This is a genomic window from Pseudomonas sp. 910_23 (genome assembly GCF_052850795.1).
Map to the genome: position 1 here is coordinate 117,128 of NZ_VXCZ01000019.1, position 23,240 is coordinate 140,367.

Consider the following 23,240-nt stretch of genomic DNA (forward strand, 5'->3'; position numbering starts at 1 on the left):
GGCCTTTATTTATCAGGCCACGACTTTACCTAATCCTGCTTACTTATTCGCTAGTCCTGCAATGCAGGGCGAAACAAAAAGCTCGCCTTTATACGCCCCCTGCACGGTGCGCTTGGCCACGATCAGCCACATCAACGCCAACGCCACCACCAGCGCACTGCCGAAGATGCTGAAGAACCCCAAATGCAACACGTTCGCCAGTTTCAGCGTGGCCAAGGCGTAAACCCCCAGCGGGAAGGTGAAGCCCCACCAGCCCAGGTTGAACGGGATCCCGGCGCGCAGGTAACGCAGGGTGATCAGCACCGCGATCAACATCCACCACAGGCCAAAACCCCATAGGGTGATACCTGCAATCAGGCCCAGGCCATGGGCCATTTCACCGACATTCTCCAGGCCATTGGCGGCGAAGATCGCTGGCGCATCGCCCCCCAACAGCAACATGCCCAAGGCACCGGTACCAATCGGCCCCAGCGCCAACCAGCTCGACGCCGCCATATTGGCGTGGGGCAATTTATGCAAGGCCATGCGCAGCATCAGGATGGTCAGGATGCTGAACGCCACCGGCAGGGAAAACGCCCATAGTACGTAGCTGGTCACCAGCATCACCAGTTGCGCATGGGCATCGGCCAGGTGCGGCGCGAGCAAGCCGCCGCTGGCCGCCGCCACTTCGGCCGCCACCACGGGCAACAGCCAGACGGCGGTCATCTGGTCGATGCTGTGCTCCTGGCGGGTGAACATCATGAACGGGATGAGTACGCCGCAGGCCAGGGACATGGCCACGTCCAGCCACCACAGGGCTTCGGCCAACGGGATGACATCACTGCCCCAACGTGGCAGGCCGAACAACAGCAATCCGTTGAGAATGGTCGCCAGCCCCATGGGGATGGTGCCGAAGAACATCGAAACCGTGGAGTGCCCGAAAATGCGCCGCGCCTCGTGGAAAAACATCACCCAACGGGCGGCATACAACACGCTGAACAACACGAACAGGCCGATGGTGAACATCCACAGGCCTTCAGCGGCAGCGTGCAAGCCTGGCAAAGTGACCGGCAACTGAGCCAGGGCCAGCGCCAGCACCCCGGTGCCCATGGTGGCGGCAAACCAGTTCGGGGTGAACTGGCGAATCACTTCCCGGGGACGGGTCAGGTGGCTGAAAGGTTTGTAACGGTGGGTGGTCGAGCAGGTCATGATTTGATCCTCTTCCTCGCATGAGGTTGAGGCCATGGTAGAACCTGAATGAATATCTATATAACGGGTAATATCTCTAACTGTTATCTACTTTATAGATATATGCCTTGCCTACGCAGCTGCCCTGCTCCGCGCAGAGCCCTGCCATAACTGCCCGCCTAGAGCCCCCAACGCCAACAGGATGAGGACCGCAGCGTAGCCATCGGTGGTGACGATAAGGCCAAACTCCCGGCTCAGATTGCCCGCCACCAACGCCGGTACGCAGAATGCCAGGTAGCTCAGTACATAGAATGCCGACATCAACCCCGCGCGCTCATGGGGCAACGCCAACCCGACGATACTGCGCACGCTGCCCATAAAGCCGCCGCCGAAACCAAAGCCGGCGATCACACTGGCGACAAAGAACAACCACAGGCTGGCCGTCTGTACGGCAACCAGCAACAGCCCCATGCCGACGGCCAGCAGCGCCGCCGACAGGCGCATGACCTTGTCAGCCGCACGGTTGCGCAGGCTGTAGATCATGACCGCGCCACTTAACGTGACCACCGCGACCAGCCCCCCGCCGATCAAATGCGAGGTCGACCCGGTGGCGACCCGCACCAGCGAAGGCGCCAAAGAAGAAAAGAACCCACCCAGCGCCCATACCGCCACATTCAACGGCATCGCCAACCACAAGGCCCGACGCGCTTGCGGTGGCACATGCAGGGTGGGCGCCAGGGACTTCAAGGCCCCCGGTATACGACTGACCGTCTCGGACAACCGCCAGACATACACGGCCTGCAGCACCATCAAACCCAGCAGAGTGAGATAGATCAATTGCGTCGGCCGTGGCGCGTACTCCACCAGCAAACCGCTACCCAGCCCGCCACTGGCCATGCCCAGCATCGGCGCAAGGCTGTTGAGCATCGGGCCGCGCACCCGGTCAGTATCGAGCAGCGTCGCACTCAGCACTGCTGTGGCAGTACCGGTCGCAAAACCCTGTAATGCACGTGCAGCGAGCAGATAGACCGTACTGTCCGCGTTGATAAACAGCAGCATCGCTACGATATTCAGCAGCAACGCGGCAAAGATCACCGGCTTGCGCCCCAGGTAATCGGAAAGCGAGCCCACCGTCAGCAGTGCCGCCAACAGGCTTAGGGCATAGACGCCAAAGATAGCCGTCAGCATCGCGGCCGAAAAATGCAGGTTGTCCTGATACACCTGGTACAACGGCGTCGGCGCGCTGGAGGCGGCGAGAAAGGTCAACACTGTGATCACGAGGAACGTCAGGCTGGACCGCTGGGAATTGACGCTGATCATGGCACACTCCGCTAAAGCTAATATTTTGCTTTTGTGGAGTGTGCTACTCGCTGACGCTTAAAGCAAATTCTTTGTGTTAAGGTTTTAGCCATGGCAATCAAAGAAGGCCTCCGCCCGGGGGGCCGTAGTGCCCGGGTACAAGAATCCGTCCACAGGGCGGTGCGCCAATTGCTGGAAACCCATGAGCGTTCCGGTGTCACCGTGCCAATGATTGCGGCGTGCGCAGGCGTCACGCCGTCGACCATTTACCGGCGCTGGGGCGACCTGTCAGTACTGCTCGCCGACGTCGCCCTGGCACGTATGCGCCCTGATACCGAACCGGCCAACACCGGTAGCCTGCGCGGCGACCTGCAAGCCTGGGCTGAGCAATATCTGGATGAGATGAGTTCGGACGTTGGGCGCAATATGATGCGCGACGTGCAAAGCAGCCCAACGCCGGGGTATTGCGTGAGCATCCTGAGCGGGCAGTTGCAGGTGATGGTTGATCGCTATCCGCTATCAGCGCCACCGAGCGTCGACCGGCTGATCAACCTGCTCGCGGCGCCGACGGTGTTTCGTATTCTGTTTTCGGCCCAGCCTTTGGCGGTTGAAGAACTGCATGCCCTGATAGAGCTGGCCCTGAAAAACTAAAAACCTACTGCATTAAGCTCAGTACTTATGTACGCATCCCGCGCCCACTCACCAGCAGCCGGGCACAACCGATATACAGCACCACGGTCGCCACGATCATAAAGGTGATCGCTACGCTGATCTTGATATCCGACACGCCCAGAATGCCGTAGCGGAAGGCGTTGACCATATGCAGCACCGGGTTGGCCAGCGACACGGTCTGCCAGAACGGCGGCAGCAAGGTAATGGAATAGAACACCCCGCCCAGGTAGGTAAGCGGCGTCAGCACGAACGTCGGGATGATCGAAATATCATCGAAGTTGCGCGCGAACACGGCGTTGATAAAGCCCAGCAGCGAGAAAATCGTCGCCGTGAGCACCACCACCAGAATGGTGACCCCAAGGTGATGCACTTGCAGGTGGGTAAAGAACAGTGACAGCAGCGTCACGATCACCCCGACCATCAGGCCACGCAGCACACCGCCCAGCGTATAGCCGATCAGGATGGTGTGCGGTGACACCGGCGAGACCATGAGTTCTTCGATGGAGCGCTGGAACTTGCTGCCGAAGAAACTGGAGACCACGTTGCCGTAGGAGTTGGTGATCACCGACATCATGATCAAGCCCGGCACGATGTACTCCATGTAGGTGAAACCGCCCATGTCGCCAATCTGCCGGCCAATCAGGTTACCGAAGATCACGAAATACAGAACCATGGTGATCGCCGGCGGCAGCAGGGTCTGCGGCCAGATCCGGGTAAAGCGTTTCACTTCGCGATAAACGATGGTTTGCAGCGCGACAAGGTTGGGTTGCAGTTCGGAACTCATACCGCCACCTTCGCCAGATTTTTCTCCACCAGGGACACAAACAACTCCTCAAGGCGATTGGTTTTGTTACGCAGGCTCAACACTTCGATGTTCTGAGTCGCCAGCTGGGTGAACAGCGCGGTGATGCCCATGGCTTTGTCCACCTGCACCTCCAGGGTGTGGCTATCTACCAGGCGGCTTGGGTAACCCAGCAGGTGCGGCGCCACCGACAGATTGTTCTTCAGGTCGAGCAGGAAGGTTTCCACATGCAACTGGCCCAGCAGGTTGCGCATGCTGGTGTTCTCGACAATGGTGCCGTGGTCGATGATGCCGATGTTGCGGCACAACTGCTCAGCCTCTTCCAGGTAATGAGTGGTGAGGATGATGGTGATTCCTTTCTCGTTCAGCTCGGTGAGGAAGGTCCACATCGAGCGACGCAGTTCGATGTCCACACCTGCGGTGGGTTCGTCGAGGATCAGCAGACGCGGCTCATGCACCAGCGCACGGGCGATCATCAGGCGCCGCTTCATGCCGCCGGACAACGAGCGCGAAGGCACATCGCGCTTGTCCCACAGGCCCAGTTGGGTCAGGTACTGCTCGGCGCGTTCCTTGGCGATTTTCGCCGGGATGCCGTAATAGCCAGCCTGGGTCACAACAATGTCGAAGGTCTTTTCGAACTGGTTGAAATTGAATTCCTGGGGCACCACACCGATGGAGCGCTTGAGCGCCGCCGGGGACTTGTCCAGGTCGTGGCCGAAGATGTTCACCGTGCCGCTGGTCTTGTTGACCAGGGTGGAGAGAATGCCGATGGTGGTGGATTTGCCGGCGCCGTTGGGGCCGAGCAAGGCGAAGAAATCACCTTCGGCGACGTCCAGATCAATACCACTCAGGGCCTGGAAACCGTTGCCGTAGGTTTTGGTTAGCTGCCGGATGGACAGAGCGGAACTCATATCGGAATACGCACCAAAGAAGGGAATAGAAAGAATAGATGAGGGCACAGCGCAGGTAGTTCAACCGACGATGCAATGCAGGCATGGTGCTTGCCCATGCCGCACAAGTACAGTCACCCGTATTAATAGTGTGTATTAAGTCAACGCGGTCATCACCGCTTTGCGATACGCCGGGCGCTGTTGCAGGCGCTGGTACCAGGCCTCCAGATGGGGCATTGCCGGCCGCTCGATGGGCATCTCGAACCAGGCATAGATGAAGCAACCCAGAGGGATATCACCCATGCCGAACGCCTGACCGGACAGGTAGGGTTGCTCGGCAAGGGCCTGGTCGACGGTTTTGAGCGCGTCGATACAGGCTTGGCGCCCGGCATTGATACTGTCCCAGTTTTGCCTGTCAGCCGGGGTGCGCACGATCCCCCAGAACACCGCCTTGAACGGGTCGGCGAGCGTGGAGGTGGTCCAGTCCATCCACTTTTCGGCATTCGCCCGGGCTTGCAGGTCGCTGGGGTAGAAGTCCGATGCCTGTTTGGCGCACAGGTAGCGCACGATGGTGTTGGATTCCCACAGCACAAAATCGCCATCTTCGATCATCGGCACCCGGCCATTGGGGTTCAGGGCCCGATATTGCGGGGTGTCGACCACACCAAAAGCCCCGCCCGCATCAATTGCCTCATAGTCCAGGCCGAGTTCCTCGGCGCACCACAGTGCTTTCCTGACGTTTGATGAATTTTTACGACCCCAGATTTTCAGCATGACCGCGCCTTATTGTGGATGAACTTGGCTGGATGAAGGCAGCAGCATACGCCGGATCAGCCACGGCTTAAATCGTCCTGCAGATCGCCCAGCAGGGTCGGTGCACTGTCGGCAAACAAGTGCGGGTAACACTGGCGGATATGCGCGAAAAAGAATGCCTCGGGGACGTCAACAAATTGCCCGTGATCCATCACATATTCCATTGAGCGACGGCCCTGGCGATTGAACGCGTGGAAGACACTGTCATGCAAGCCATCGAATTCCAGTGGCGGCACATCAAACACGTCGCACAGTTGCTGATTGAACGCCGGAGTCGCTTTGACCCAGCGGCCGTTCAGGTACAGCTCGGTATAACCGTGCATGGCGAACACGTCACTTTTGAGCAGGGCAAGCAGGCGCGGTGTGGACAGGTGGTTGCGCACGTCTGCCAGGCCAATGCGCGCGGGGATGCCACAGTGACGGGCGCAGGCGGCCAGCAAGGTGGCCTTGGGCACGCAATAGCTTTCGCCGGCAGCCAGTGCGAAGCTGGCATTCAATGTGTTGGGGTCGCGGCTGAAGGTGTAGGGGTTGTAGCGAATCGCCTCACGTACGGCGTAATAAAGACTGACTGCCTGGTCACTTAAATCCGTGCGGGTTCCGCGATGTTTTTCGGCGAACTCCACCACCGCAGGGTGGTCACTATCGATGAAGCGGCTGGGACTCAAGTACGCATTCATAAGCTTGATCTCCGAAGTGAGCCTGGAGTTTAACGACAGGCCTGCCACAGAGATAACGACGATTACGCCAAATGTCGGCGCCTGCTGATGGGTATCCCCAGTACAACTTGTAACACCCTGATCACCCGGCTTGTTCGGATGCGGACTAAGCTCCCTGGTGGTTTCGCCCCTGGTTTCACGGAGGATTGCATATGCTGTTGTTGTGGATACTGGTGCTGGTGGTCGGCATTGCCTACCTGGCACACCGCCGAACTGCCCCCCTGCCCGCCCTGGGCGTGGTCGCCGTCTACCTGCTGGCGATGGGCGCCTGGAGCCACGCGCCGGGCTGGCTGCTGCTGATCTTCTGGGTGCTCATCGCCGTGGTGGCCGCGCCGTTGCTGCTGCCTGACCTGCGCCGCCAATACTTCACCAAGCCGCTGTTCAGCTGGTTTCAGAAAGTACTGCCACCGATGTCCGAGACCGAACGCGATGCGATCGATGCCGGCACCGTCTGGTGGGACGGCGAACTGTTCAGCGGGCGCCCCGACTGGGATAAATTGCTGGCCTACCCCAAGGTTCAATTGACCGAAGAAGAACAGGCCTTCATCGACGGCCCCACCGAAGAACTCTGCGCCATGGTCAGCGACTGGGAGATCGGTCAAGCCATGGACCTGCCGCCAGCGGCCTGGGAGCACATCAAGACCCACGGATTCTTCGCCCTGATCATTCCCAAGGAGTATGGCGGCAAGGGCTTCTCTGCCTATGCGCACTCTCAGGTTGCGATGAAGCTTGCGACCCGCAGCGGTGACCTTGCGTCCACCGTGATGGTCCCCAATTCCCTGGGCCCGGCCGAGTTGCTGCTGCACTACGGCACCGAAGAACAACGCAACCACTACCTTCCGCGCCTGGCGCGTGGCGACGACATCCCGTGCTTTGCCCTCACCGGCCCGCTGGCCGGTTCCGATGCAGGCGCCATGCCCGACACCGGGGTGATCTGCAAAGGCGAATGGCAAGGTAAGGAAACCCTCGGCCTGCGTCTGAACTGGGAAAAACGCTACATCACCCTTGGCCCGGTCGCGACCTTGCTCGGCCTGGCGTTTAAGGCTCATGACCCAGACCACCTGCTGGGCGAAGAAGAAGACCTGGGCATCAGCCTCGCGCTGATTCCAACCGATACGCCCGGCGTAGAAATAGGCCGTCGTCACCTGCCCCTCGGCGCTGCCTTCATGAACGGCCCCAACTCCGGCAAGGACGTGTTCATTCCCCTGGAATACCTGATCGGTGGCCAGGAAATGCTCGGCAAAGGCTGGATGATGCTGATGAACTGCCTGTCGGTAGGCCGCTCGATCTCCCTGCCTGCCGTCGGCACCGGCGCCGCCAAGTTCACCAGCCTGGTGACCGGGCAATACGCGCAGGTGCGCGAGCAGTTCAATGTGCCACTGTCAGCCTTCGAAGGTATCCAGGAAGCCCTGGCGCGCATCGGCGGCAATGCCTGGCTGATGGACAGCGCGCGTATGCTCACCGCCAATGCCGTTGACCTTGGGGAGAAGCCCTCGGTGTTGTCGGCGATCCTCAAATATCACCTCACCGAGCGTGGCCGCGAGTGCATCAGCCACGCCATGGATGTGCACGGTGGCAAGGGCATCATCATGGGCCCTAACAACTACCTGGGCCGCAGCTGGCAAGGTGCGCCGATCTTCATCACCGTGGAAGGCGCGAATATTCTCTCGCGCAACCTGATGATCTTCGGCCAGGGTGCAATTCGCTGCCATCCTTTCGTGCTCAAGGAGATGGCCCTGGCCGGTCGCGAAGACCATGACCAGGCGTTGAAAGAGTTCGACGGCCTGCTAATGCAACACATCGGTTTTGCCGTGAGCAACGCCGCCAGCACCCTGGTGCTGAACCTGGGCTTCGGCCATTTCGAAAAAGCCCCCGGCAACCGTTTGAGCCAGGGCTACTTCCGCGCCCTGAACCGCCAGGCGGCTGCATTTGCCCTGCTGGCCGACCTGAGCATGATGCTGCTGGGTGGTGAGCTCAAGCGCCGCGAACGCCTGTCCGCCCGCCTGGGTGATGTACTGAGCCATATGTACCTGGCGTCCGCAGCGCTCAAGCGTTATCACGACCTGGATTCGCCAGACCATCTGGAGCCGCTGTTTGCCTGGGCCATGGAAGAGAGCCTAGGTGAATCGGAACGCGCACTGGATGAACTGCTGAGCAACTTCCCGAACAAGGTACTCGGCTGCCTGCTGCGGGTGATCGTATTCCCGTTCGGGCGTCGGCATACCGGGCCCTCCGATGCACTGGGTGCCGAAGTGGCGGCGGTAATCGGTCGTGCCAAGGGCGACCCGACCCTGGAAGAACTGCTAGCCGGGTGCTATCGACCGCAAGCGGCGGAAGATCCAGTAGGCGCTCTGCAACATGCCTACGATTTGCTCGGCGCCAGCCATCCGTTGCAGAAAAAACTGCATACCGCGCTTAAAAGCGGGCAGGTCAAACCGACTGCTGGTGAGTCTGCCATCGATGCCGCCTTGCATGCCGGCGTGCTGCAACAAGGTGAAGCGCAAACCCTGCGCGATGCCGAAGCGGCACGGCGCAAGGTGATCGACGTGGATGACTTCAGCAAGGACGAGCTGATGCAGGCTGAGGGTAAAGTCCGCTGATACCGGCGGTCATATAAAAACGGGCGCGAGAGGCATATACTCTCGCGCCCGTTTTTGCTTTAGAGGACTTATCTCGTGTCCAACGTCGTTGCCGATCATCTCGTCTTGCTCGACCACTTGCGCAGCATCCTGGTTGCCGTCGGCGAAGCCGAACAGGTGCCCGAGGAAAGCCACTCGCTGTTCCTGGAGCGTTTCGACGAACTGCGCGCCCTGTTGCCGATCGATCCGATCGAAAGCCAGTACCTGGGCCAGGACCTGATGAGCCAGGTCATCCTGCGCTACCCGCAAATCGCCCACTTGGTGCCACGCGACCTGCTGTGGTTCTTTGGCGGCGACTGCCTGCACTTCATGCCCGACGAAGAACTGGACCTGTACCAGGCCCTGGAAGAACGTCGCTATGAGGCCGAACAGAACGACGAACCGTTCGACTGGAACCAGGAAAAGCAACTGCTGGCCATGCCCCAGGACCAGAGCAAGCACTGACTTTTCAAGCACTGAGATTCAAATGTGGGAGGGGGCTTGCCCCCGATAGCAGTGGGTCAGTCAATGTAAAGGTGACTGACAGACCGCTATCGGGGGCAAGCCCCCTCCCACATTTAGCTTTGGCTCCTTGGCCATGCACTCCACCAGATAATCGATAAACACCCGCAACTTCGGCGGCAAGTACCGCGTTGGCGAATGCAGCAACCACGCCTCGCCATGGTAAGACGCAATAAAGTCCCACGCTGGCAACACTTGCACCAACTGGCCCGCCGCCAACGCATGCCGCGCCGTGAAATACGGCAAGCTGCCAATCCCCACATGCTGCAATACCGCATCCAACCGCACCCCAGTGTGGTTCGCTGCATAACGCCCGCGTACGCCAACCGTCACCGCCTTGCCGGCCTGGCGAAATTTCCAACGTGAATCGCCGGGCGTTTCCCCCAGGTAAATGCAACTGTGCTCGAGCAAATCATGAGGATGGCTTGGGGTGCCATGCTCGGCCAGGTACTGCGGCGTCGCGCACAGCAGGTGTTCGATGGGCAATAGCTGGCGCCCGACCAGGCCGGGAGGTGGACTGTCAGTGATACGAATGCTCAAGTCGACATTGTCGTCGATCAGGTCCACATGCCGATCTTCAAGGATCAATTGCACATCCACCTTGGGGTAGCGCCGCAGAAATTCCGGCATATGCGGATGCACCACGAACCGCCCCACCGCCTTGGGCACGCTGACCCGTACCAGGCCCTCGGCTTCATCGGTGAACTGGCCGCTGATTTCCATCACCGAGCGGGCCGCGCTGACCATCTCCTGGCAACGCTTGAACACCTCTTCACCGCCCTCGCTCAGGCGCAGTTTGCGCGTTGTGCGTTGCAGCAAGCGCGTGGCCAGGGCTTGCTCCAGGCGTGAAATGCTGCGGCTCACCGCCGAGGGGGAGACGCTCAGTTGCCGCGCCGCTTCGGAGAAGCTGCCGGTTTCCACGACCTTGACGAAAATCGCCATTTCACCCAACAACGGCAAAGGAAGATTGATGCTCATGACGCACAGGTCCATTGATAATTGAGCGGATTATCACTCATCTGCGCACTATTTATACTGCCCACAGAACCCTGATGCGGATGTAGACCATGACCGAGCGCCTGTTTTTTACCCATGACCACCTGACAGCCGAGCTGGAAGTGCTCAGTTGCACCCCGCACGAAGAGCAATTCGCCGTGATTGCGCAGTCGACGATTTTTCATCCCCAAGGCGGCGGCCAGCCGTTCGACACCGGCTGGCTCGGCGATAGCCAGGTACTGCGGGTCGTGCAGGAAGCCGAACAGGTGGTGCATTACGTCGACCGGCCTCTGGAACCTGGACCGGTCATTGCACGAGTCGACGCACAGCGTCGAGCCTTGCACAGCCGCCTGCATTCGGCGGGCCATTTGATCGGCAACGCCGGCGAACGTCTGGGCTGGATGCCGATCAAGGCCCACCACTGGCCGGGCGAAGGCAAGATCACCTTTATCCGTGGCCAAAGCGCGCAAGACATGGATGCGCAAACGCTCCAGCAATGGGTCAACCAATGGATCGCCGCTGACTATCCACGGCATATGACGCTGGATGAAGGCACCCGCGAAGTCGGCTTCGGTGAATTGCCGGCTTACGCCTGTGGCGGCACTCATGTGCAAGCGTTGAGCGAGCTGGGCCAGGTGACGATCCTGGCGCTATCGGAGAAAAATGGCGCATTGTCGGTGCGCTATGAAATTGAAACTAATGTGGGAGGGGGCTTGCTCCCGATAGCGGTGTGTCAGTCAGCTTACCTGTAACTGATCCACCGCTATCGGGAGCAAGCCCCCTCCCACAGTGGACCGATGCGCCACAGAGAAATAGGCTAGACGGCAATCGCCCCTGCCCTGCCCGGCTCGACCACGAACGACTTCAACGTCGACACCGTCGCCGCCGGGTCACGCGGGTCACTGATCGCCCGAAAATTCGTCAACATGCTGTCGGCCGCCAACTCCACCGACACATACCCGCGCTGGCGGCTGTCGAAGAACTTCACATGGGGGTTGAGCGGCATGATCTTCATGAAAGCGTCATAGGGCGGGCCGTCGGAGGTCACCGACGAGCCAACGAACTCGGTGGCAACCACCGCCGAGTCCGGGTTGTCGGCGTTCGCATGCAGGTCAGTGGCCCAGAACGAATGAATGTCCCCGCCCCAGAACACCGGGTTCTTCACGCGATTGCGCACAATCGACGCCAGCGTCCGTGAGCGGTTAGCCATGTAGCCATCCCACCCATCGGTCCAGCGCCCCGGCTTGTGGTTGGTGAGATCGCGCTGGATCAGCGGCGCCACCAGCAAATCCTGGGCGATCACATTCCATTGCGCCTTCGACTGGGCAAAACCCTGGTCCAGCCAGGCTTCTTGTTGCCAGCCGAGCAACGTGCGGGCGGGGTCGCGCAAGTTGCTGCAAGGGGTGGTGACAACATGCCCCTGGTGGCTGCCATTGGCTGCGATGCACGGTTGCTCGGAACGGTACTGACGCCCGTCGAGCACATGGAAACGTACAAGCCGGCCGTAGTCCAGACGTCGATAAATACGCATGTCCGCGCCCTTGGGCACGCTACTGGCGCGCAAGGGCATGTGTTCGTAAAACGCCTGGTAAGCCGCCGCCCGTTGCTGGAGAAACTGCCCCACCGCAACCTTGGGATCCTGGGACCAGCGGTTGGCATAGTCATTCTGCACTTCATGATCGTCCCAGGTCGCCACGCTGGGTGCGGCGGCGTGCAGGGCTTGCAGGTCCGGATCGGTCTTGTACAACGCGTAGCGGTTGCGATAGTCGCTCAGGCTTTGCGCATTGCCACTGCCGTGAGAACGAAAAACCTTGCCAGAATCCGCCGCGTAGGAGCTGTCGTAAATATAGTCGCCGAGGAAAAACACCAGGTCGGGCCGCTCCGCGGCAAGGTGTCGGTAGGCACTGAAGTAACCGCGCTCCCAGTGCGAGCACGACACAAACCCCAGCCGGGCCGATGCCATGGCCTGCAGCGGCGGCATCGTGCGGGACTGGCCCACCTGGCTCTGCGCACCGAGCCCTTCAAACTGGTACCAATACGGCCGATCCGCCGCCAGCCCCGCCACTTCGACATGCACTGCGTGAGCGAAACGCTGCGTCGCCAGCACCTCCCCCTGCCTCACAATACGCGTCATCGCCGCATCGCTGGCCACCCGCCAACGCACTGGCACTGAGCGACTCAGGCCGCCACGGCCATCCGCGGCGTTGAACAACGGCGCCAGGCGCGTCCATATCACAAAGCCATCCGGCAACGGGTCGCCGGAAGCCACGCCGAGGGTGAACGGATAATCCACCCCGGCACTGCGCGCAAACGGGCTGAGGATCGAAAACGCGGTAGCGACCGTCAGCCCGCCAAGTATCCGGCGCCGGTTGTGGTCTACCCCGCCGCTCACAGACAGCGCTCCCAGTCGTCACGCACGGCGGCAAGGGTAAAAAGCACCTCGGTCTGACGCATTTCAAGCGCTCGTAACAGCAGGCGTGCGTTAGTCAATTGAGGCAATGCTGTGTCCATGGAAGCTGGCTCTCAAGATAAATTTCTCAAGCATGTACGCCCCGAGTGTCAGTTTCATTACGTGCCAAAACTGACCGGTAAGTTTTCTGAAAGACCCGTCCTAGAGCCTTTAAACCGTCAACTAAAGTTAACCATCCGGTCATTTTTGCTTGCTAGCGTGTTGCCCCTAATTCAATAACGGGGTAACGGAATGAGAACCTGGGACGAACCCAAGAAACGCAAGGCGCACATCGAACTGATCCCGATGATCGACGTGATGATGTTCCTGCTGGTGTTTTTCGTACTGGTGAGCCTGAACGTGATTCCCGCGCTCGGCATGAAGACCCAATTGCCCAGCGCCAGCAGCTCGCAGCAGCTCAAACCGCAAAACAAATTCATCCTCACCCTGGGCCTGGAAGGCCAGTTGCAACTGGACGGCAAGGACCTGACGGTGGATGCCCTGGTGCCGGCCTTGAAGGCGGCCGAGAAGCCCGACACCAAGTCGACGATCATCGTCAACAGCGACAAAGGCGTAGAGGTTTCGCGCCTGGTGGAAGTGATGGACACCCTGCGCCTGGGTGGCTTCACCTCCGTGTCCATTGCTACGCGTAAGTCTTGATCATGTACGTTCTGTTTCGTGCGCGTCAGCTGCTGGGCAGTGTCCCGGCCCTGATCGCCCTGGTGCTGATTGCACTGGGTATCCAGTCCCAGACCTTGAAGGTCGAGCCGGTGTATGACGAGTCGGCGGTCGAATTGGCCTTGGTCGAGCCGGAACCGGAAGTCATACCGGAACCGGTGGTGGAACAAGAACCGCCACCGCCGGTAATAGAAGAGGAAGAGGCCGCGCCGGCGCCACCGCCCAAGCCGCTGCCTAAACCCGAACCCAAGCCCAAGCCAAAACCTGTGCCCAAGCCGGCGCCCGTGGTCGCCAAGCCCGCGCCAACGCCGCCACCGGTGGCCGCCAAGCCAACCCCGGCCGCCGTCGCCCAAACGGCACCGACGCCCGCCCCACCGGCGCCACCGAAGGTCGATGGCCAGGCCCTGGAAGGCGGTTACCTCAAAGGCTTGCGCAACGAGTTGGACACCTACAAGCAGTACCCCACCGGGCGCCAGGCGTCACTCGAACGCCCCAGCGGCGAGGTGGTGGTGTGGTTGCTGGTTGACCGCCAGGGCCGCGTGCTCGATTCCGGTTTGCAGACTCAGGCCTCAAGCATGTTGCTCAACCGGGCCGCCACCAACAGCTTGCGTCGCATCAAGCAAGTCAAGCCGTTCCCTGAACAAGCCTTCGGGGGCCGCAATGAGCAGCGCTTCACCGCCACCTTCAACTACAGCGTGCAATAAGCACCCGACATCAGGACGACAGTGATGAAGTTCACCCGCATTCATCTGGCACTCGTTGCCGCGACCAGCATGAGCCAGGGACTGGTCATGGCAGAGACCAGCGACAGTGATGTCGGCACCATTGGGGTACAAGGCAAGACGAGCGCAGGGGGCGGTTACATGGTCCCGGAAGAAAGCATCAAGGGCCGCTCCACGGTGACCAAGGAAGCACTGGACAAGCAGGCAGCAACGGGCAATGCCATCGATAAGCTCAAGTACACCCCAGGCTTGAACATCTCCAGTGAAGACAACACCGGCCTCTCGGGTTTTCGCTTCACCATGCGCGGCATGAACTCCGACCAGGTGGGCATGTCGGTGGACGGCATGCCGATCAACGACTCCGGTAACTACGCGCTGTACTCCAACCTGCTGGGCGACCCGGAAAACATCGACCAGATCTTCGTCACCCAGGGTGCCTCGGAGGCCGATGGCCCGCACATCGGTTCCAGTGGCGGCAACATCGGCATCGTGACCATTCGCCCGACCAAAGAAACCGGCGCGTTCGTCAAACAGGTGGTCGGCAGCAACGCCACGCGCAAGACCTTCGCCCGCCTCAATACCGGTGAAATCAACGGCCTGAGCAACTGGTTGTCGGTGTCCCATACCGAAGGGGAAATGTGGCGTGGCTCAGGCGCGGTGCGTGCGGACAAGGTGGAGTGGAACAGCTTCTTCGACGCCGGCAACGGCAACACCGCCAACCTGATCCTCAAGTACCACGAGCAGGACAACAACAGTTACAGCCAGTTGACCAAGGCGCAGTTCCAGCAGAACGGCCGCAAGTACGGTCCCTACCCGGCCACGCCGAGCGTGGGCAGCAACGGCAAGTACAACAGCTACTACGCCCTGGCGCAGAACCCGTTCCAGACCTTCACCGCCGTGCTCAACACCCAGTTCAAACTGGCCGACAACCTGGCGCTGTCGGTGATCCCGTATTACTACTGGGGCAACGGCAGCGGCGTCGGCTCGTCCGCCTACGCACTCAACCGTGGCTCCAATCAGGGTGGCGTGTTCGACCTCGGCAACCTGCCCACCGCCGCCCAGTACAACGCCGATGGCACACCGAACAGCGGCGTGTACTACCGCCCTTCACGCACGCAAACCTGGCGGCCGGGCATCACCACCAAACTGACCTGGGACCTGGGCGACCACAGCCTGCAATTCGGCTACTGGTACGAGCGCGCACGCCAGAGCCAGACCCAGCCGTTCATTCCCCTAAAGAGCAACGGCAAGCCAGTGGACACCTGGCCGGATTCCAACAGCGCCATCGTCGATGCCAACGGCAACCAGGTCCAGGGGCGCGACCGCTTCACCGTGACCCCGGCGCAAAAGGTCTGGGCCCAGGACACCTGGTACATCAACCCGGATTGGACCTTCATCGCCGGCCTGGCCTACATGAACGTCGAGCGTGAAGGCACCAACCATGGCAGCCTTAACGAACGCCCGGAAAAACGTAACCAGACCTACAACAAACTGCTGCCCAACGCCGGCCTGAAATACCAGCTGGACGAGCGTGACCAGTTGTTCTACAGCCTGTCGCGCAACATGCGGGTACCGCAGAACTACGTGCTCTACGACAAAGGCGCCGGCTCGATCGACGCCGAACCGGAAACCAGCTGGAACCATGAACTGGGCTGGCGCTACAGCGGCGACGACATGACCCTGGCCGCCACCCTGTTCTACATGGACTTCAAGAACCGCCAGGTTTCGTCCCGGGACATCAACGGCGACTTTGCCGACATCAACGCGGGCTCCGTGGTCAACAAAGGCCTGGAGCTGGAATGGAGTGGCCAGTTGCCCCACCACTTCAACTACTACACCTCCTACACCTACACCAAGGCCGAGCAGCAGGATGACCTGACCGTCTACAACGCCGGCAAGCCCATCGTGCTGCCCACCAGCGGCAAGCAGTTCGCCAACGTGCCCAAGAACATGCTGGCGGCCAACGTTGGTTACGACGACGGGCGCTTCTACGGCACCTTCGGCGGCAAGTACACCAGCAAGCTCTATGGCGACCTGACCAACGACGAAGCCATTTCCGGACGCACCGTGTTCAACCTTGGCGCCGGTATCTACCTGCCGGTGGACAAGAAAGTCGTCAAGGACGCGACCCTGCGCCTGAACGTCGACAACCTGTTCGACAAGAAGTACCTGGACGGCGTGTACACCACCAAGACCAACGCGGCCAGCTACAGCGGTTTTCGCGATGGCGACCCGGCCTACATCGTTGGCCTGGACCGCACCGTAACGGTTTCGCTGGAAGCGAATTTCTAAGACTGACCCAAGAGGAACACCAGCATGGATATGAACCTGCTCCACGACGTCACCTTCTATGTGATGTACGCGGCGATGGCCATTGCGATCTTCATCGCCATCGAACGCGGCATCTACTTTGCCTACGTGCGCCGCCAGGCTCGGGCGTTGATCGACGCCCTCGGCGCCCCCGTGCACAGCGAGCGTGACCTGCCGGAAAACCTGAGCCGTCGCGACAGCCTGCCGCTGAACATGATCCTGCCGGTGCTGGCCCAGAAAGCCTCCAACGGTTCACGCAAGGACCTGGACGACGAAATCGACACCCAATACCTCAAGACACGCGCCCCGCTGGCCCGCAGCCTGTGGATCATCGAGACCATTACCACCGCCGCCCCGCTGCTGGGCTTGCTGGGTACCATCCTCGGCATTATCGACACCTTCAAGGCGCTGGCCACGGCGGGTGTTTCCGACCCAGGGCAGATTTCCGGTGGTATCGGCACGGCCTTGTTCGCCACCGGCCTGGGTATTGCCATCGCGCTGTTCTGCGTGGTGTTCCACAACTTTTTCCAGGACAGCCTGGAACGCATCAACGACCAGTTGAAGATCCTGTTGATCCGCGCGGCCAGCGGAGCCCGCGTACAAGGCGAAGTGCCGCACCTTGTACCCACCTCCCTGCACAGCCGCACAGCGTGACCCGTCGGGCGGGCGCGTAATACGCCCGCCCCTTTGTTTTATCCGATGAGACGCCTATGTCCCTTTCGATGAAGTTGCGTATCGCCAGCCTCGCCGGCGTGTTGCTCAGTCCGCTGGCCCAGGCGGACTTTTCCATTCCGGGGTTTGAGCTGGTGCACACCGTGCCGGTGGATACCGCCCTGGTCACCGCCGATTTGCGCCAGACTGGCCCGGTATGGATCGAGCTGTTCGACAGTGCGAAGAGCCGCATTGATATCGGCCAGTTCTACGCCGTCGACCATCCCGGCTCGGTGATGAACACGGTCATCGAACGCCTTGAGGCTGCCGGCAAGCGCGGCGTGAAAATTCGTTTTTTGCTGGAAGAAAAAGGCCTCAGGCTGTCAGAAGCTGCCACCCTGGAACGCCTGCGTGCAATCCCCAACCTGACCTTGCGGGTGCTGCCCTACGGGCAACTGAGCGGCGGCATCATCCACGCCAAATACCTGCTGGTGGATGGCAAGCAGGCGTTTATCGGCAGCCAGAATTTCGACTGGCGCTCCCTGGAACATATCCACGAAACCGGGCTGCGTATCAGTGATGCAGCCGTCGTGGGCCAGGTGCAGGCGATCTTCGATCAAGACTGGCAAGCCCAGGCCGCGCTCGCCGATAAGCAACCGGTGCCGCTGCCGGCCACCGGCCAGGCGCCCGCACGCACCGGCAACTACCTGGTGGCCAGCCCGCAACGCTACAACCCGCCAGGCGTAGGCGACTCACAGCTGGAACTGCCACGCCTGCTAAGCGAAGCCAAAAAAGAAGTGCGTGTGCAATTACTCGATTACGCGCCACTGTCCTACGGGCCTGATCGAACCCGCCCGTACTACGCGGTGATCGACAACGCCGTGCGTGCCGCTGCTGCCCGTGGGGTGTCGATCAAACTGATGGTGTCCAACTGGAACACCGATAAGCTGGAACTGCCCTACCTCAAGAGCCTGGCGGTATTGCCCAACGTCGAAATCAAGATCGTCACCCTGCCCGAAGCCAAGCAAGGCTTTATCCCTTATGCCCGAGTGATCCACAGCAAGACCATGGAGATCGACGGGCAAGTGGCGTGGATCGGCACCAGCAACTGGTTGGGCGGTTACCTGGATAACTCGCGCAATCTGGAGGTGGTGATGCGCAGCGAAGCGATGGCCAGCCGTGTAGGGCAATTGCATGAGCAACTGTGGGACGGGCCCTACGCCAGAGCCTTGAGCGTGACGGATGAATACCCTGAGCCCCATCCTGGCCAGCATTGACCTTGGGCACCTGAGTAGTGGTAGTGTGTGGAAATGTTTCCGACTTGCCTGTCAGAAACACCCTACTCACTACCTGCAAAGGAATGCCTTAAACAATGCACTTTCCACTCAAGCAATTGGCCGTTGCCACCCTGTTCGCGGCTAGCCTTTCGGCACTCTCAACCCCCGCTTTCGCCAACATCAGCGCAGACCAAAGCGCGGCGATTGTGAAGAGCTTCGGCGAGACATCGGTCACCGATTTCCGCAGCTTCCTCGGCAACCTGGCCAAGGGCGAGCTGGGTAAATCGGCTGACGTCGGCCCGGCTATCAGCGCCTTTCTCGACAACAAAACCCTGAACGCCGAGCAACAGAACGAGATTAATCGCCTGCTCGGTATCTACACCCGTGTGAAGTACGGCAAGGCTGCCCTGGAAACCTTGCGCGAACTGGTGGAGATTCCGACCTTCAACGTAGACGGGCTGCCACAGTACAAAAACCCGGAATTCCTCAAGATCGCCGACAAGATCCAGGCCCTGGCCAAATCCTTCAACCTGAACTTCCGTAATGTCGATAACCGTGTGTACGAAATCTCCCTGGAAGGCAGCGGTGATGAAGTCGTCGGCGTACATGCCCATGCCGATGTGGTGCCGGTCACGCCGGAAAACTGGGTGCTGCAGGACGGCACCAAGCTCGACCCGTTCAAGGTCACGCTGATCGGCGACCGCATGTATGGCCGTGGGACCGAAGATGACAAGAACGGCATCGTCGTGGCGATGTATGCCATGAAGGTGATCAAGGAAGAAAAACTGCCGCTGGCGCGCACGTTCAAGCTGCTGGTGGACACCACCGAAGAAACCGCCGGTGACGCGATTCCCTACTACTTCGAACGCAACCCCGTGCCGCAATACAACCTGGCGCTGGATGGCGGCTACCCGGTGGTGATCGCCGAGAAAGGCTCGGGCACAGTCATGGCGACCTTCCCGGTGCGCAAAGGCGAAGGCACAGGCGCGGAAATCATCGCAATGACCGGCGGCAAGGCCACCAACCAGATTCCATCGGTGTCGGTCGCCACGCTGGTCAGCGATAAGCCTGCTGAGTTAGCGGCCAGCCTGCAGCAGGCCGGTAATGATTATGCCAAGCGCAACGGCGGCAATTTCCAGGTCAGCGCCAAGGTCGATGGCAAGGACGTCAAACTCACTGTCACCGGCGTATCCGCCCACTCCTCCGAACCCGAAACCGGGGTCAACCCGGTGGCTCGTATGCTGGAACTGATCCACGGCGTCGACGGCAAGATTGCCCTCAAGCACAACCACATCACTGATGCAGCGCGTTATGCAGCGGACAACTGGGGCCTGGATTACCTTGGCGGCAAATTGGGCGTGGGCTTCGCCGATGACTTCATGGGGCCGTTGACCACCTCGCCGACCTTTGTCGGCCTGGATGACAAAGCCTTCAAGCTGGCGGTGAACCTGCGGGCGCCAAAGGGTAAAACCCCGGAGGCACTCAAGGCACAGATCGAACAGAAACTGAATGCCTGGAACCAGCAAGCCAAGGTCAACGCGAGCTTCGCCTATTCGCTGGATACACCGATGTACCGCAACCCTGAAGGTGAGTGGGTCAAAGCCTTGCTGGCGGTCGCCACGGAAAACCTGGGCATGCCGCACAAGTTCGGCACCTCGGCCGGTGCAACCTCGGTGCACGACTTGCCCAACGGGGTGCAATTTGGCCTGGCCCGTCCGGAAGAGAAGTACACCGGGCACACCGACAGTGAGTTCAAAACGGTTGAGCAGTTCCTGCTGGACCTGCAGATCGTCACTGAAATGATGGGCCGCGTCGGGCAGTTGCCGAAGCTCTGACCCATCCTCATCGCCTGAACCACCGCTTTCGCAGCCTCGCTAAAGCTCGACAGCTCCCACAGGGGATCGGCAGTGCTGGGTTGATCTCGGTTGGCAGCACCATCGCGCCAAGCACAACTCCCGACAACAACACCGCCCAAATGTGGGAGCTGTCGAGCCCCGGCGAGGCTGCGATGGCGGCGGCACAGGCAACATTTTCATCGCCTGAATCACCGCTTTCACAGCCTCGCTGAAGCTCGACAGCCCCCACAGGGGATCGGCAGTGCTGGGTTGATCTCGGTTGGCAGGGCCATCGCGCCAAGCACAACTTCCGACAACAACACCGCCCAAATGTGGGAGCTGTCGAGCCCCGGCGAGGCTGCGATGGCGGCGGCACAGGCAACATTTTCATCGCCTGAATCACCGCTTTCACAGCCTCGCTGAAGCTCGACAGCTCCCACAGGGGATCGGCAGTGCTGGATTGATCTCGGTTGGCAGCACCATCGCGCCAAGCACAACTCCCGACAACAACACCGCCCAAATGTGGGAGCTGTCGAGCCCCGGCGAGGCTGCGATGGCGGCGGCACAGGCAACATTTTCATCGCCTGAATCACCGCTTTCACAGCCTCGCTGAAGCTCGACAGCCCCCACAGGGGATCGGCAGTGCGGGGTTGATCTCGTTTGGCAGGGCCATCGCGCCAAGCACAACTTCCGACAACAACACCGCCCAAATGTGGGAGCTGTCGAGCCCCGGCGAGGCTGCGATGGCGGCGGCACAGGCAACATTTTCATCGCCTGAATCACCGCTTTCACAGCCTCGCTGAAGCTCGACAGTTCCCACAGGGGATCGGAAGTGCTGGGTTGATCTCGGTTGGCAGGGCCATCGCGCCAAGCACAACTCCCGACAACAACACCGCACAAATGTGGGAGCTGTCGAGCCCCGGCGAGGCTGCGATGGCGGCGGCACAGGCAACATTTTCATCGCCTGAACCACCGCTTTCGCAGCCTCGCTGAAGCTCGACAGCTCCCACAGGGGATCGGCAGTGCTGGGTTGATCTCGGTTCGCAGGGCTCTCGCGACAAACACAATTCTCGGCAGCAATGGCAGGCTCTTCAGGCTTGCAACATCAGCATGTCTTCAAAGAACCCACCCACTGGCTCAGTGGGATGGCACAACTGGATCTCCAGCACCCAGGCCATTTCGCTCGGTGGGATTTCCAGGTCAGCCAACTCCTTGCTTTCGAACAAGGCATGGGGGAAATCCGCAAGGCGATGCCCCGCCAGATTGCGTGCCAGCCTCCAGCCTTTCGACACGGCGCTCTGTTCGGCGAAGTCGTAGAGCTCGCGCCCGGTCAGCCCACGCAGCCACGCTTGGCGGGTCTCATCGAACACCTCATGCAACGCAGTCCTGCACGCCAGATGCAGCGGCAACTCACCGAAGATGAACGTGTCGCCGTAGTCGCCTTCATAGCCGTCCCATACCGGCCCCAGGTCGACCACGACGATATCGCTGGCGCGCAGTTTGCGCTGACGATCAACACCTTCGCGGGAGGGCCGGATGGTGTCGGGGCCAAAGCGAATGTAAGTCGGGTGCCAGGTGTGCGAGGCGCCCATGGCCGTGAGTTGCTGGGCGGCCATCTCGAGGGCTTCGCTGGTGGTCATGCCGACCGTCAACCGGCTGGCGATGGCCGCCAGGGCGCGTATGGATTTTTCTCGCGCCGCCAACATGCCGTCCAGGGAATAGCGCGGGCCGACTTTTTCCCAGATCGGGTCGAACGACAGCGACACCGCTTGCGCGCTTGACCGACCACTGGCGACAAACGCCTCCGCGACAAACCGATGGCTCGGCAACCCCGCCTCAACGCAATGGGCACGCACCTGGCTAAGCATGGGGCCGTTACCACACGCATAGACCTGGGCCGCCTCCCAATGATGCCCGTGGCTCAATGCAACCTCCTGCACCCGCCCCTCGGATGATCGCACCGAATGCCAGCGAAAACGGGGGTGCTCGAGCATCGATTCATCCAGAAAGGCGCCGTCATAAAAGTCGGTTGACTGCGCGCCGCCCCAATACAACGTCACCTCGACATTGCGTTTGAGCGCGGTCAACAGGATCGGCTTGATGCCCGCGTAACCGGTACCCGTGGCAAATAGCACGACGGGCGCTGCGTCATCGTCCTGCCAGGTGCAGGCGCCAAACGGTCCTTCCAATTGCATCCGCGCGCCCACGGCCAAGCCATCCAGTACGCCCTCGGAAAAGTACCCGCCGCGCACCCGACGAATCTGGAAGACCAAACGCCCCTCCTCCTCTGTTGGCAGGTTGGCAACCGAGAAGCAACGCGTGTCGCCGTCTGCCAGGTGGAACTTGAGGTATTGGCCAGCTCGCACCTTCAACGGTGTATCGGGCTTGAGCATCAACTCAATGACATCAGGCCCGAGCGCGCGCTTGCCAATAACCTGAGCGCCAACGACCAACGCAGGTGTATCCAGGGACCAGCCGGGAATCTCCAGGCGCATGTCGGTGCAGGCATGGCTCTGGCAAAGCAACATTTCATTGGCGGCCAGGGGGTAACACGGCGCCGGCGCATCCGGCGCCAGGCGCTTGGCCCGGTACTCACCTGCGGCGACCACCACCTTGCACGAGCCGCACGCGCCGCGGCGGCACGAGAACGGCACGGCCAGGCAGCTGGCAAGCATGGCGTCGAGCAACAGTTCGTCGCCGGTCTCAAAAGTTTTTCCCGAGGGAGACAGTTCAATGACATGGCGTGTGTTCATAAAGACCTCGGGGTAAGTGAGGCCTGGATTGTTACGCTAGACTAGGACCATTAAAACCTCCAGATTTGGA

At 60.6% G+C, this 23,240-nt stretch carries 20 protein-coding genes; 10 read left to right on the forward strand and 10 right to left on the reverse strand.

What is annotated here, in order from left to right; translation table 11 throughout:
* Positions 1-39 precede the first annotated feature (39 nt).
* Both FW800_RS21490 and FW800_RS21495 read right to left on the reverse strand, forming a co-directional pair.
* Entirely contained in the window at positions 40-1,188 is a 1,149-nt protein-coding gene (locus FW800_RS21490) for a TDT family transporter (RefSeq protein ID WP_446438420.1), read from the reverse strand.
* Between the two features lie 111 nt (positions 1,189-1,299).
* The gene (locus FW800_RS21495; RefSeq protein ID WP_446438421.1) at positions 1,300-2,487 is read right to left on the reverse strand and encodes an MFS transporter; all 1,188 of its coding nucleotides are present in this window, start codon (positions 2,485-2,487) and stop codon (positions 1,300-1,302) included.
* A 90-nt stretch (positions 2,488-2,577) separates the two neighbouring features.
* Between FW800_RS21495 and FW800_RS21500 the strand changes: the two genes are divergently transcribed.
* Positions 2,578-3,117 carry a TetR/AcrR family transcriptional regulator gene (locus FW800_RS21500; RefSeq protein ID WP_032877039.1) on the forward strand — a complete coding sequence of 180 codons (540 nt, stop codon included), beginning with the start codon at positions 2,578-2,580 and terminating at the stop codon, positions 3,115-3,117.
* 25 nt (positions 3,118-3,142) lie between these two features.
* On the opposite strand, the gene FW800_RS21505 is transcribed toward FW800_RS21500, so the two are convergent.
* From FW800_RS21505 to FW800_RS21520, 4 genes are all read right to left on the reverse strand, one after another.
* Entirely contained in the window at positions 3,143-3,922 is a 780-nt protein-coding gene (locus FW800_RS21505; RefSeq protein ID WP_005786689.1) for an ABC transporter permease, read from the reverse strand.
* Positions 3,919-4,851 carry an ABC transporter ATP-binding protein gene (locus tag FW800_RS21510; protein WP_032877040.1) on the reverse strand — a complete coding sequence of 311 codons (933 nt, stop codon included), beginning with the start codon at positions 4,849-4,851 and terminating at the stop codon, positions 3,919-3,921. Before FW800_RS21510 ends, FW800_RS21505 begins: the two co-directional genes overlap by 4 nt.
* 135 nt (positions 4,852-4,986) lie before the next feature.
* Entirely contained in the window at positions 4,987-5,604 is a 618-nt protein-coding gene (locus tag FW800_RS21515; protein WP_005786686.1) for a glutathione S-transferase family protein, read from the reverse strand.
* A 56-nt stretch (positions 5,605-5,660) separates the two neighbouring features.
* Positions 5,661-6,320, reverse strand: coding sequence for a transglutaminase-like domain-containing protein (locus FW800_RS21520; protein WP_446438422.1), 660 nt, complete (start codon positions 6,318-6,320; stop codon positions 5,661-5,663).
* A gap of 191 nt (positions 6,321-6,511) precedes the next feature.
* On the opposite strand from FW800_RS21520, the gene FW800_RS21525 reads away from it, so the two are divergent.
* Both FW800_RS21525 and FW800_RS21530 read left to right on the forward strand, forming a co-directional pair.
* Entirely contained in the window at positions 6,512-8,959 is a 2,448-nt protein-coding gene (locus FW800_RS21525) for an acyl-CoA dehydrogenase (RefSeq protein WP_446438423.1), read from the forward strand.
* Between the two features lie 75 nt (positions 8,960-9,034).
* Entirely contained in the window at positions 9,035-9,442 is a 408-nt protein-coding gene (locus FW800_RS21530; protein WP_003190109.1) for a PA2817 family protein, read from the forward strand.
* A gap of 60 nt (positions 9,443-9,502) precedes the next feature.
* Here FW800_RS21530 and FW800_RS21535 read toward each other — a convergent pair whose 3' ends face one another.
* Complete coding sequence (locus FW800_RS21535; RefSeq protein ID WP_050549327.1) at positions 9,503-10,477, reverse strand: LysR family transcriptional regulator; 975 nt, start codon at positions 10,475-10,477, stop codon at positions 9,503-9,505.
* 89 nt (positions 10,478-10,566) lie between these two features.
* Here FW800_RS21535 and FW800_RS21540 point away from each other — a divergent pair, with 89 nt between their 5' ends.
* Positions 10,567-11,247, forward strand: coding sequence for an alanyl-tRNA editing protein (locus FW800_RS21540; protein ID WP_446438424.1), 681 nt, complete (start codon positions 10,567-10,569; stop codon positions 11,245-11,247).
* Positions 11,248-11,312: 65 nt separating this feature from the next.
* Here the strand turns inward: FW800_RS21540 and FW800_RS21545 are convergent, their stop codons facing one another.
* A complete protein-coding gene (locus FW800_RS21545) occupies positions 11,313-12,887 on the reverse strand; it encodes an alkaline phosphatase D family protein (protein ID WP_446438425.1) in 1,575 nt (524 codons plus the stop codon).
* On the reverse strand, positions 12,884-13,006 hold the full coding sequence (locus FW800_RS21550; protein ID WP_256858632.1) for a hypothetical protein: 123 nt from the start codon (positions 13,004-13,006) through the stop codon (positions 12,884-12,886). Before FW800_RS21550 ends, FW800_RS21545 begins: the two co-directional genes overlap by 4 nt.
* 190 nt (positions 13,007-13,196) lie before the next feature.
* Between FW800_RS21550 and FW800_RS21555 the strand changes: the two genes are divergently transcribed.
* The 6 genes from FW800_RS21555 to FW800_RS21580 all read left to right on the forward strand — a co-directional run bounded on the left by FW800_RS21555 (position 13,197) and on the right by FW800_RS21580 (position 20,417).
* Positions 13,197-13,604, forward strand: coding sequence for an ExbD/TolR family protein (locus tag FW800_RS21555; protein ID WP_005786670.1), 408 nt, complete (start codon positions 13,197-13,199; stop codon positions 13,602-13,604).
* A 2-nt stretch (positions 13,605-13,606) separates the two neighbouring features.
* Complete coding sequence (locus FW800_RS21560) at positions 13,607-14,326, forward strand: energy transducer TonB family protein (protein WP_446438426.1); 720 nt, start codon at positions 13,607-13,609, stop codon at positions 14,324-14,326.
* A 24-nt stretch (positions 14,327-14,350) separates the two neighbouring features.
* Entirely contained in the window at positions 14,351-16,636 is a 2,286-nt protein-coding gene (locus tag FW800_RS21565) for a TonB-dependent receptor (RefSeq protein WP_446438427.1), read from the forward strand.
* A gap of 24 nt (positions 16,637-16,660) precedes the next feature.
* Positions 16,661-17,308 carry a MotA/TolQ/ExbB proton channel family protein gene (locus FW800_RS21570; protein ID WP_005786664.1) on the forward strand — a complete coding sequence of 216 codons (648 nt, stop codon included), beginning with the start codon at positions 16,661-16,663 and terminating at the stop codon, positions 17,306-17,308.
* 56 nt (positions 17,309-17,364) lie between these two features.
* On the forward strand, positions 17,365-18,582 hold the full coding sequence (locus FW800_RS21575) for a phospholipase D-like domain-containing protein (protein WP_446438428.1): 1,218 nt from the start codon (positions 17,365-17,367) through the stop codon (positions 18,580-18,582).
* 95 nt (positions 18,583-18,677) lie between these two features.
* Positions 18,678-20,417: a dipeptidase gene (locus FW800_RS21580; RefSeq protein WP_446438429.1), complete on the forward strand. Its 1,740-nt coding sequence runs from the start codon at positions 18,678-18,680 to the stop codon at positions 20,415-20,417.
* 1,091 nt (positions 20,418-21,508) lie between these two features.
* Here FW800_RS21580 and FW800_RS21585 read toward each other — a convergent pair.
* Entirely contained in the window at positions 21,509-23,170 is a 1,662-nt protein-coding gene (locus FW800_RS21585; RefSeq protein ID WP_446438430.1) for a M24 family metallopeptidase, read from the reverse strand.
* Between the last annotated feature and the right edge of the window lie 70 nt (positions 23,171-23,240).

Bases quoted from the DNA above. Each gene is read 5' to 3' on its own strand.
- FW800_RS21565 (WP_446438427.1), top strand. From the start codon at position 14,351: ATGAAGTTCACCCGCATTCATCTGGCACTCGTTGCCGCGACCAGCATG.
- FW800_RS21580 (WP_446438429.1), top strand. From the start codon at position 18,678: ATGCACTTTCCACTCAAGCAATTGGCCGTTGCCACCCTGTTCGCGGCT.
- FW800_RS21500 (WP_032877039.1), top strand. From the start codon at position 2,578: ATGGCAATCAAAGAAGGCCTCCGCCCGGGGGGCCGTAGTGCCCGGGTA.
- FW800_RS21575 (WP_446438428.1), top strand. From the start codon at position 17,365: ATGTCCCTTTCGATGAAGTTGCGTATCGCCAGCCTCGCCGGCGTGTTG.
- FW800_RS21535 (WP_050549327.1), bottom strand. From the start codon at position 10,477: ATGAGCATCAATCTTCCTTTGCCGTTGTTGGGTGAAATGGCGATTTTC.
- FW800_RS21560 (WP_446438426.1), top strand. From the start codon at position 13,607: ATGTACGTTCTGTTTCGTGCGCGTCAGCTGCTGGGCAGTGTCCCGGCC.
- FW800_RS21550 (WP_256858632.1), bottom strand. From the start codon at position 13,006: ATGGACACAGCATTGCCTCAATTGACTAACGCACGCCTGCTGTTACGA.
- FW800_RS21555 (WP_005786670.1), top strand. From the start codon at position 13,197: ATGAGAACCTGGGACGAACCCAAGAAACGCAAGGCGCACATCGAACTG.
- FW800_RS21570 (WP_005786664.1), top strand. From the start codon at position 16,661: ATGGATATGAACCTGCTCCACGACGTCACCTTCTATGTGATGTACGCG.
- FW800_RS21490 (WP_446438420.1), bottom strand. From the start codon at position 1,188: ATGACCTGCTCGACCACCCACCGTTACAAACCTTTCAGCCACCTGACC.
- FW800_RS21520 (WP_446438422.1), bottom strand. From the start codon at position 6,320: ATGAATGCGTACTTGAGTCCCAGCCGCTTCATCGATAGTGACCACCCT.
- FW800_RS21495 (WP_446438421.1), bottom strand. From the start codon at position 2,487: ATGATCAGCGTCAATTCCCAGCGGTCCAGCCTGACGTTCCTCGTGATC.
- FW800_RS21525 (WP_446438423.1), top strand. From the start codon at position 6,512: ATGCTGTTGTTGTGGATACTGGTGCTGGTGGTCGGCATTGCCTACCTG.
- FW800_RS21540 (WP_446438424.1), top strand. From the start codon at position 10,567: ATGACCGAGCGCCTGTTTTTTACCCATGACCACCTGACAGCCGAGCTG.
- FW800_RS21505 (WP_005786689.1), bottom strand. From the start codon at position 3,922: ATGAGTTCCGAACTGCAACCCAACCTTGTCGCGCTGCAAACCATCGTT.
- FW800_RS21585 (WP_446438430.1), bottom strand. From the start codon at position 23,170: ATGAACACACGCCATGTCATTGAACTGTCTCCCTCGGGAAAAACTTTT.
- FW800_RS21515 (WP_005786686.1), bottom strand. From the start codon at position 5,604: ATGCTGAAAATCTGGGGTCGTAAAAATTCATCAAACGTCAGGAAAGCA.
- FW800_RS21510 (WP_032877040.1), bottom strand. From the start codon at position 4,851: ATGAGTTCCGCTCTGTCCATCCGGCAGCTAACCAAAACCTACGGCAAC.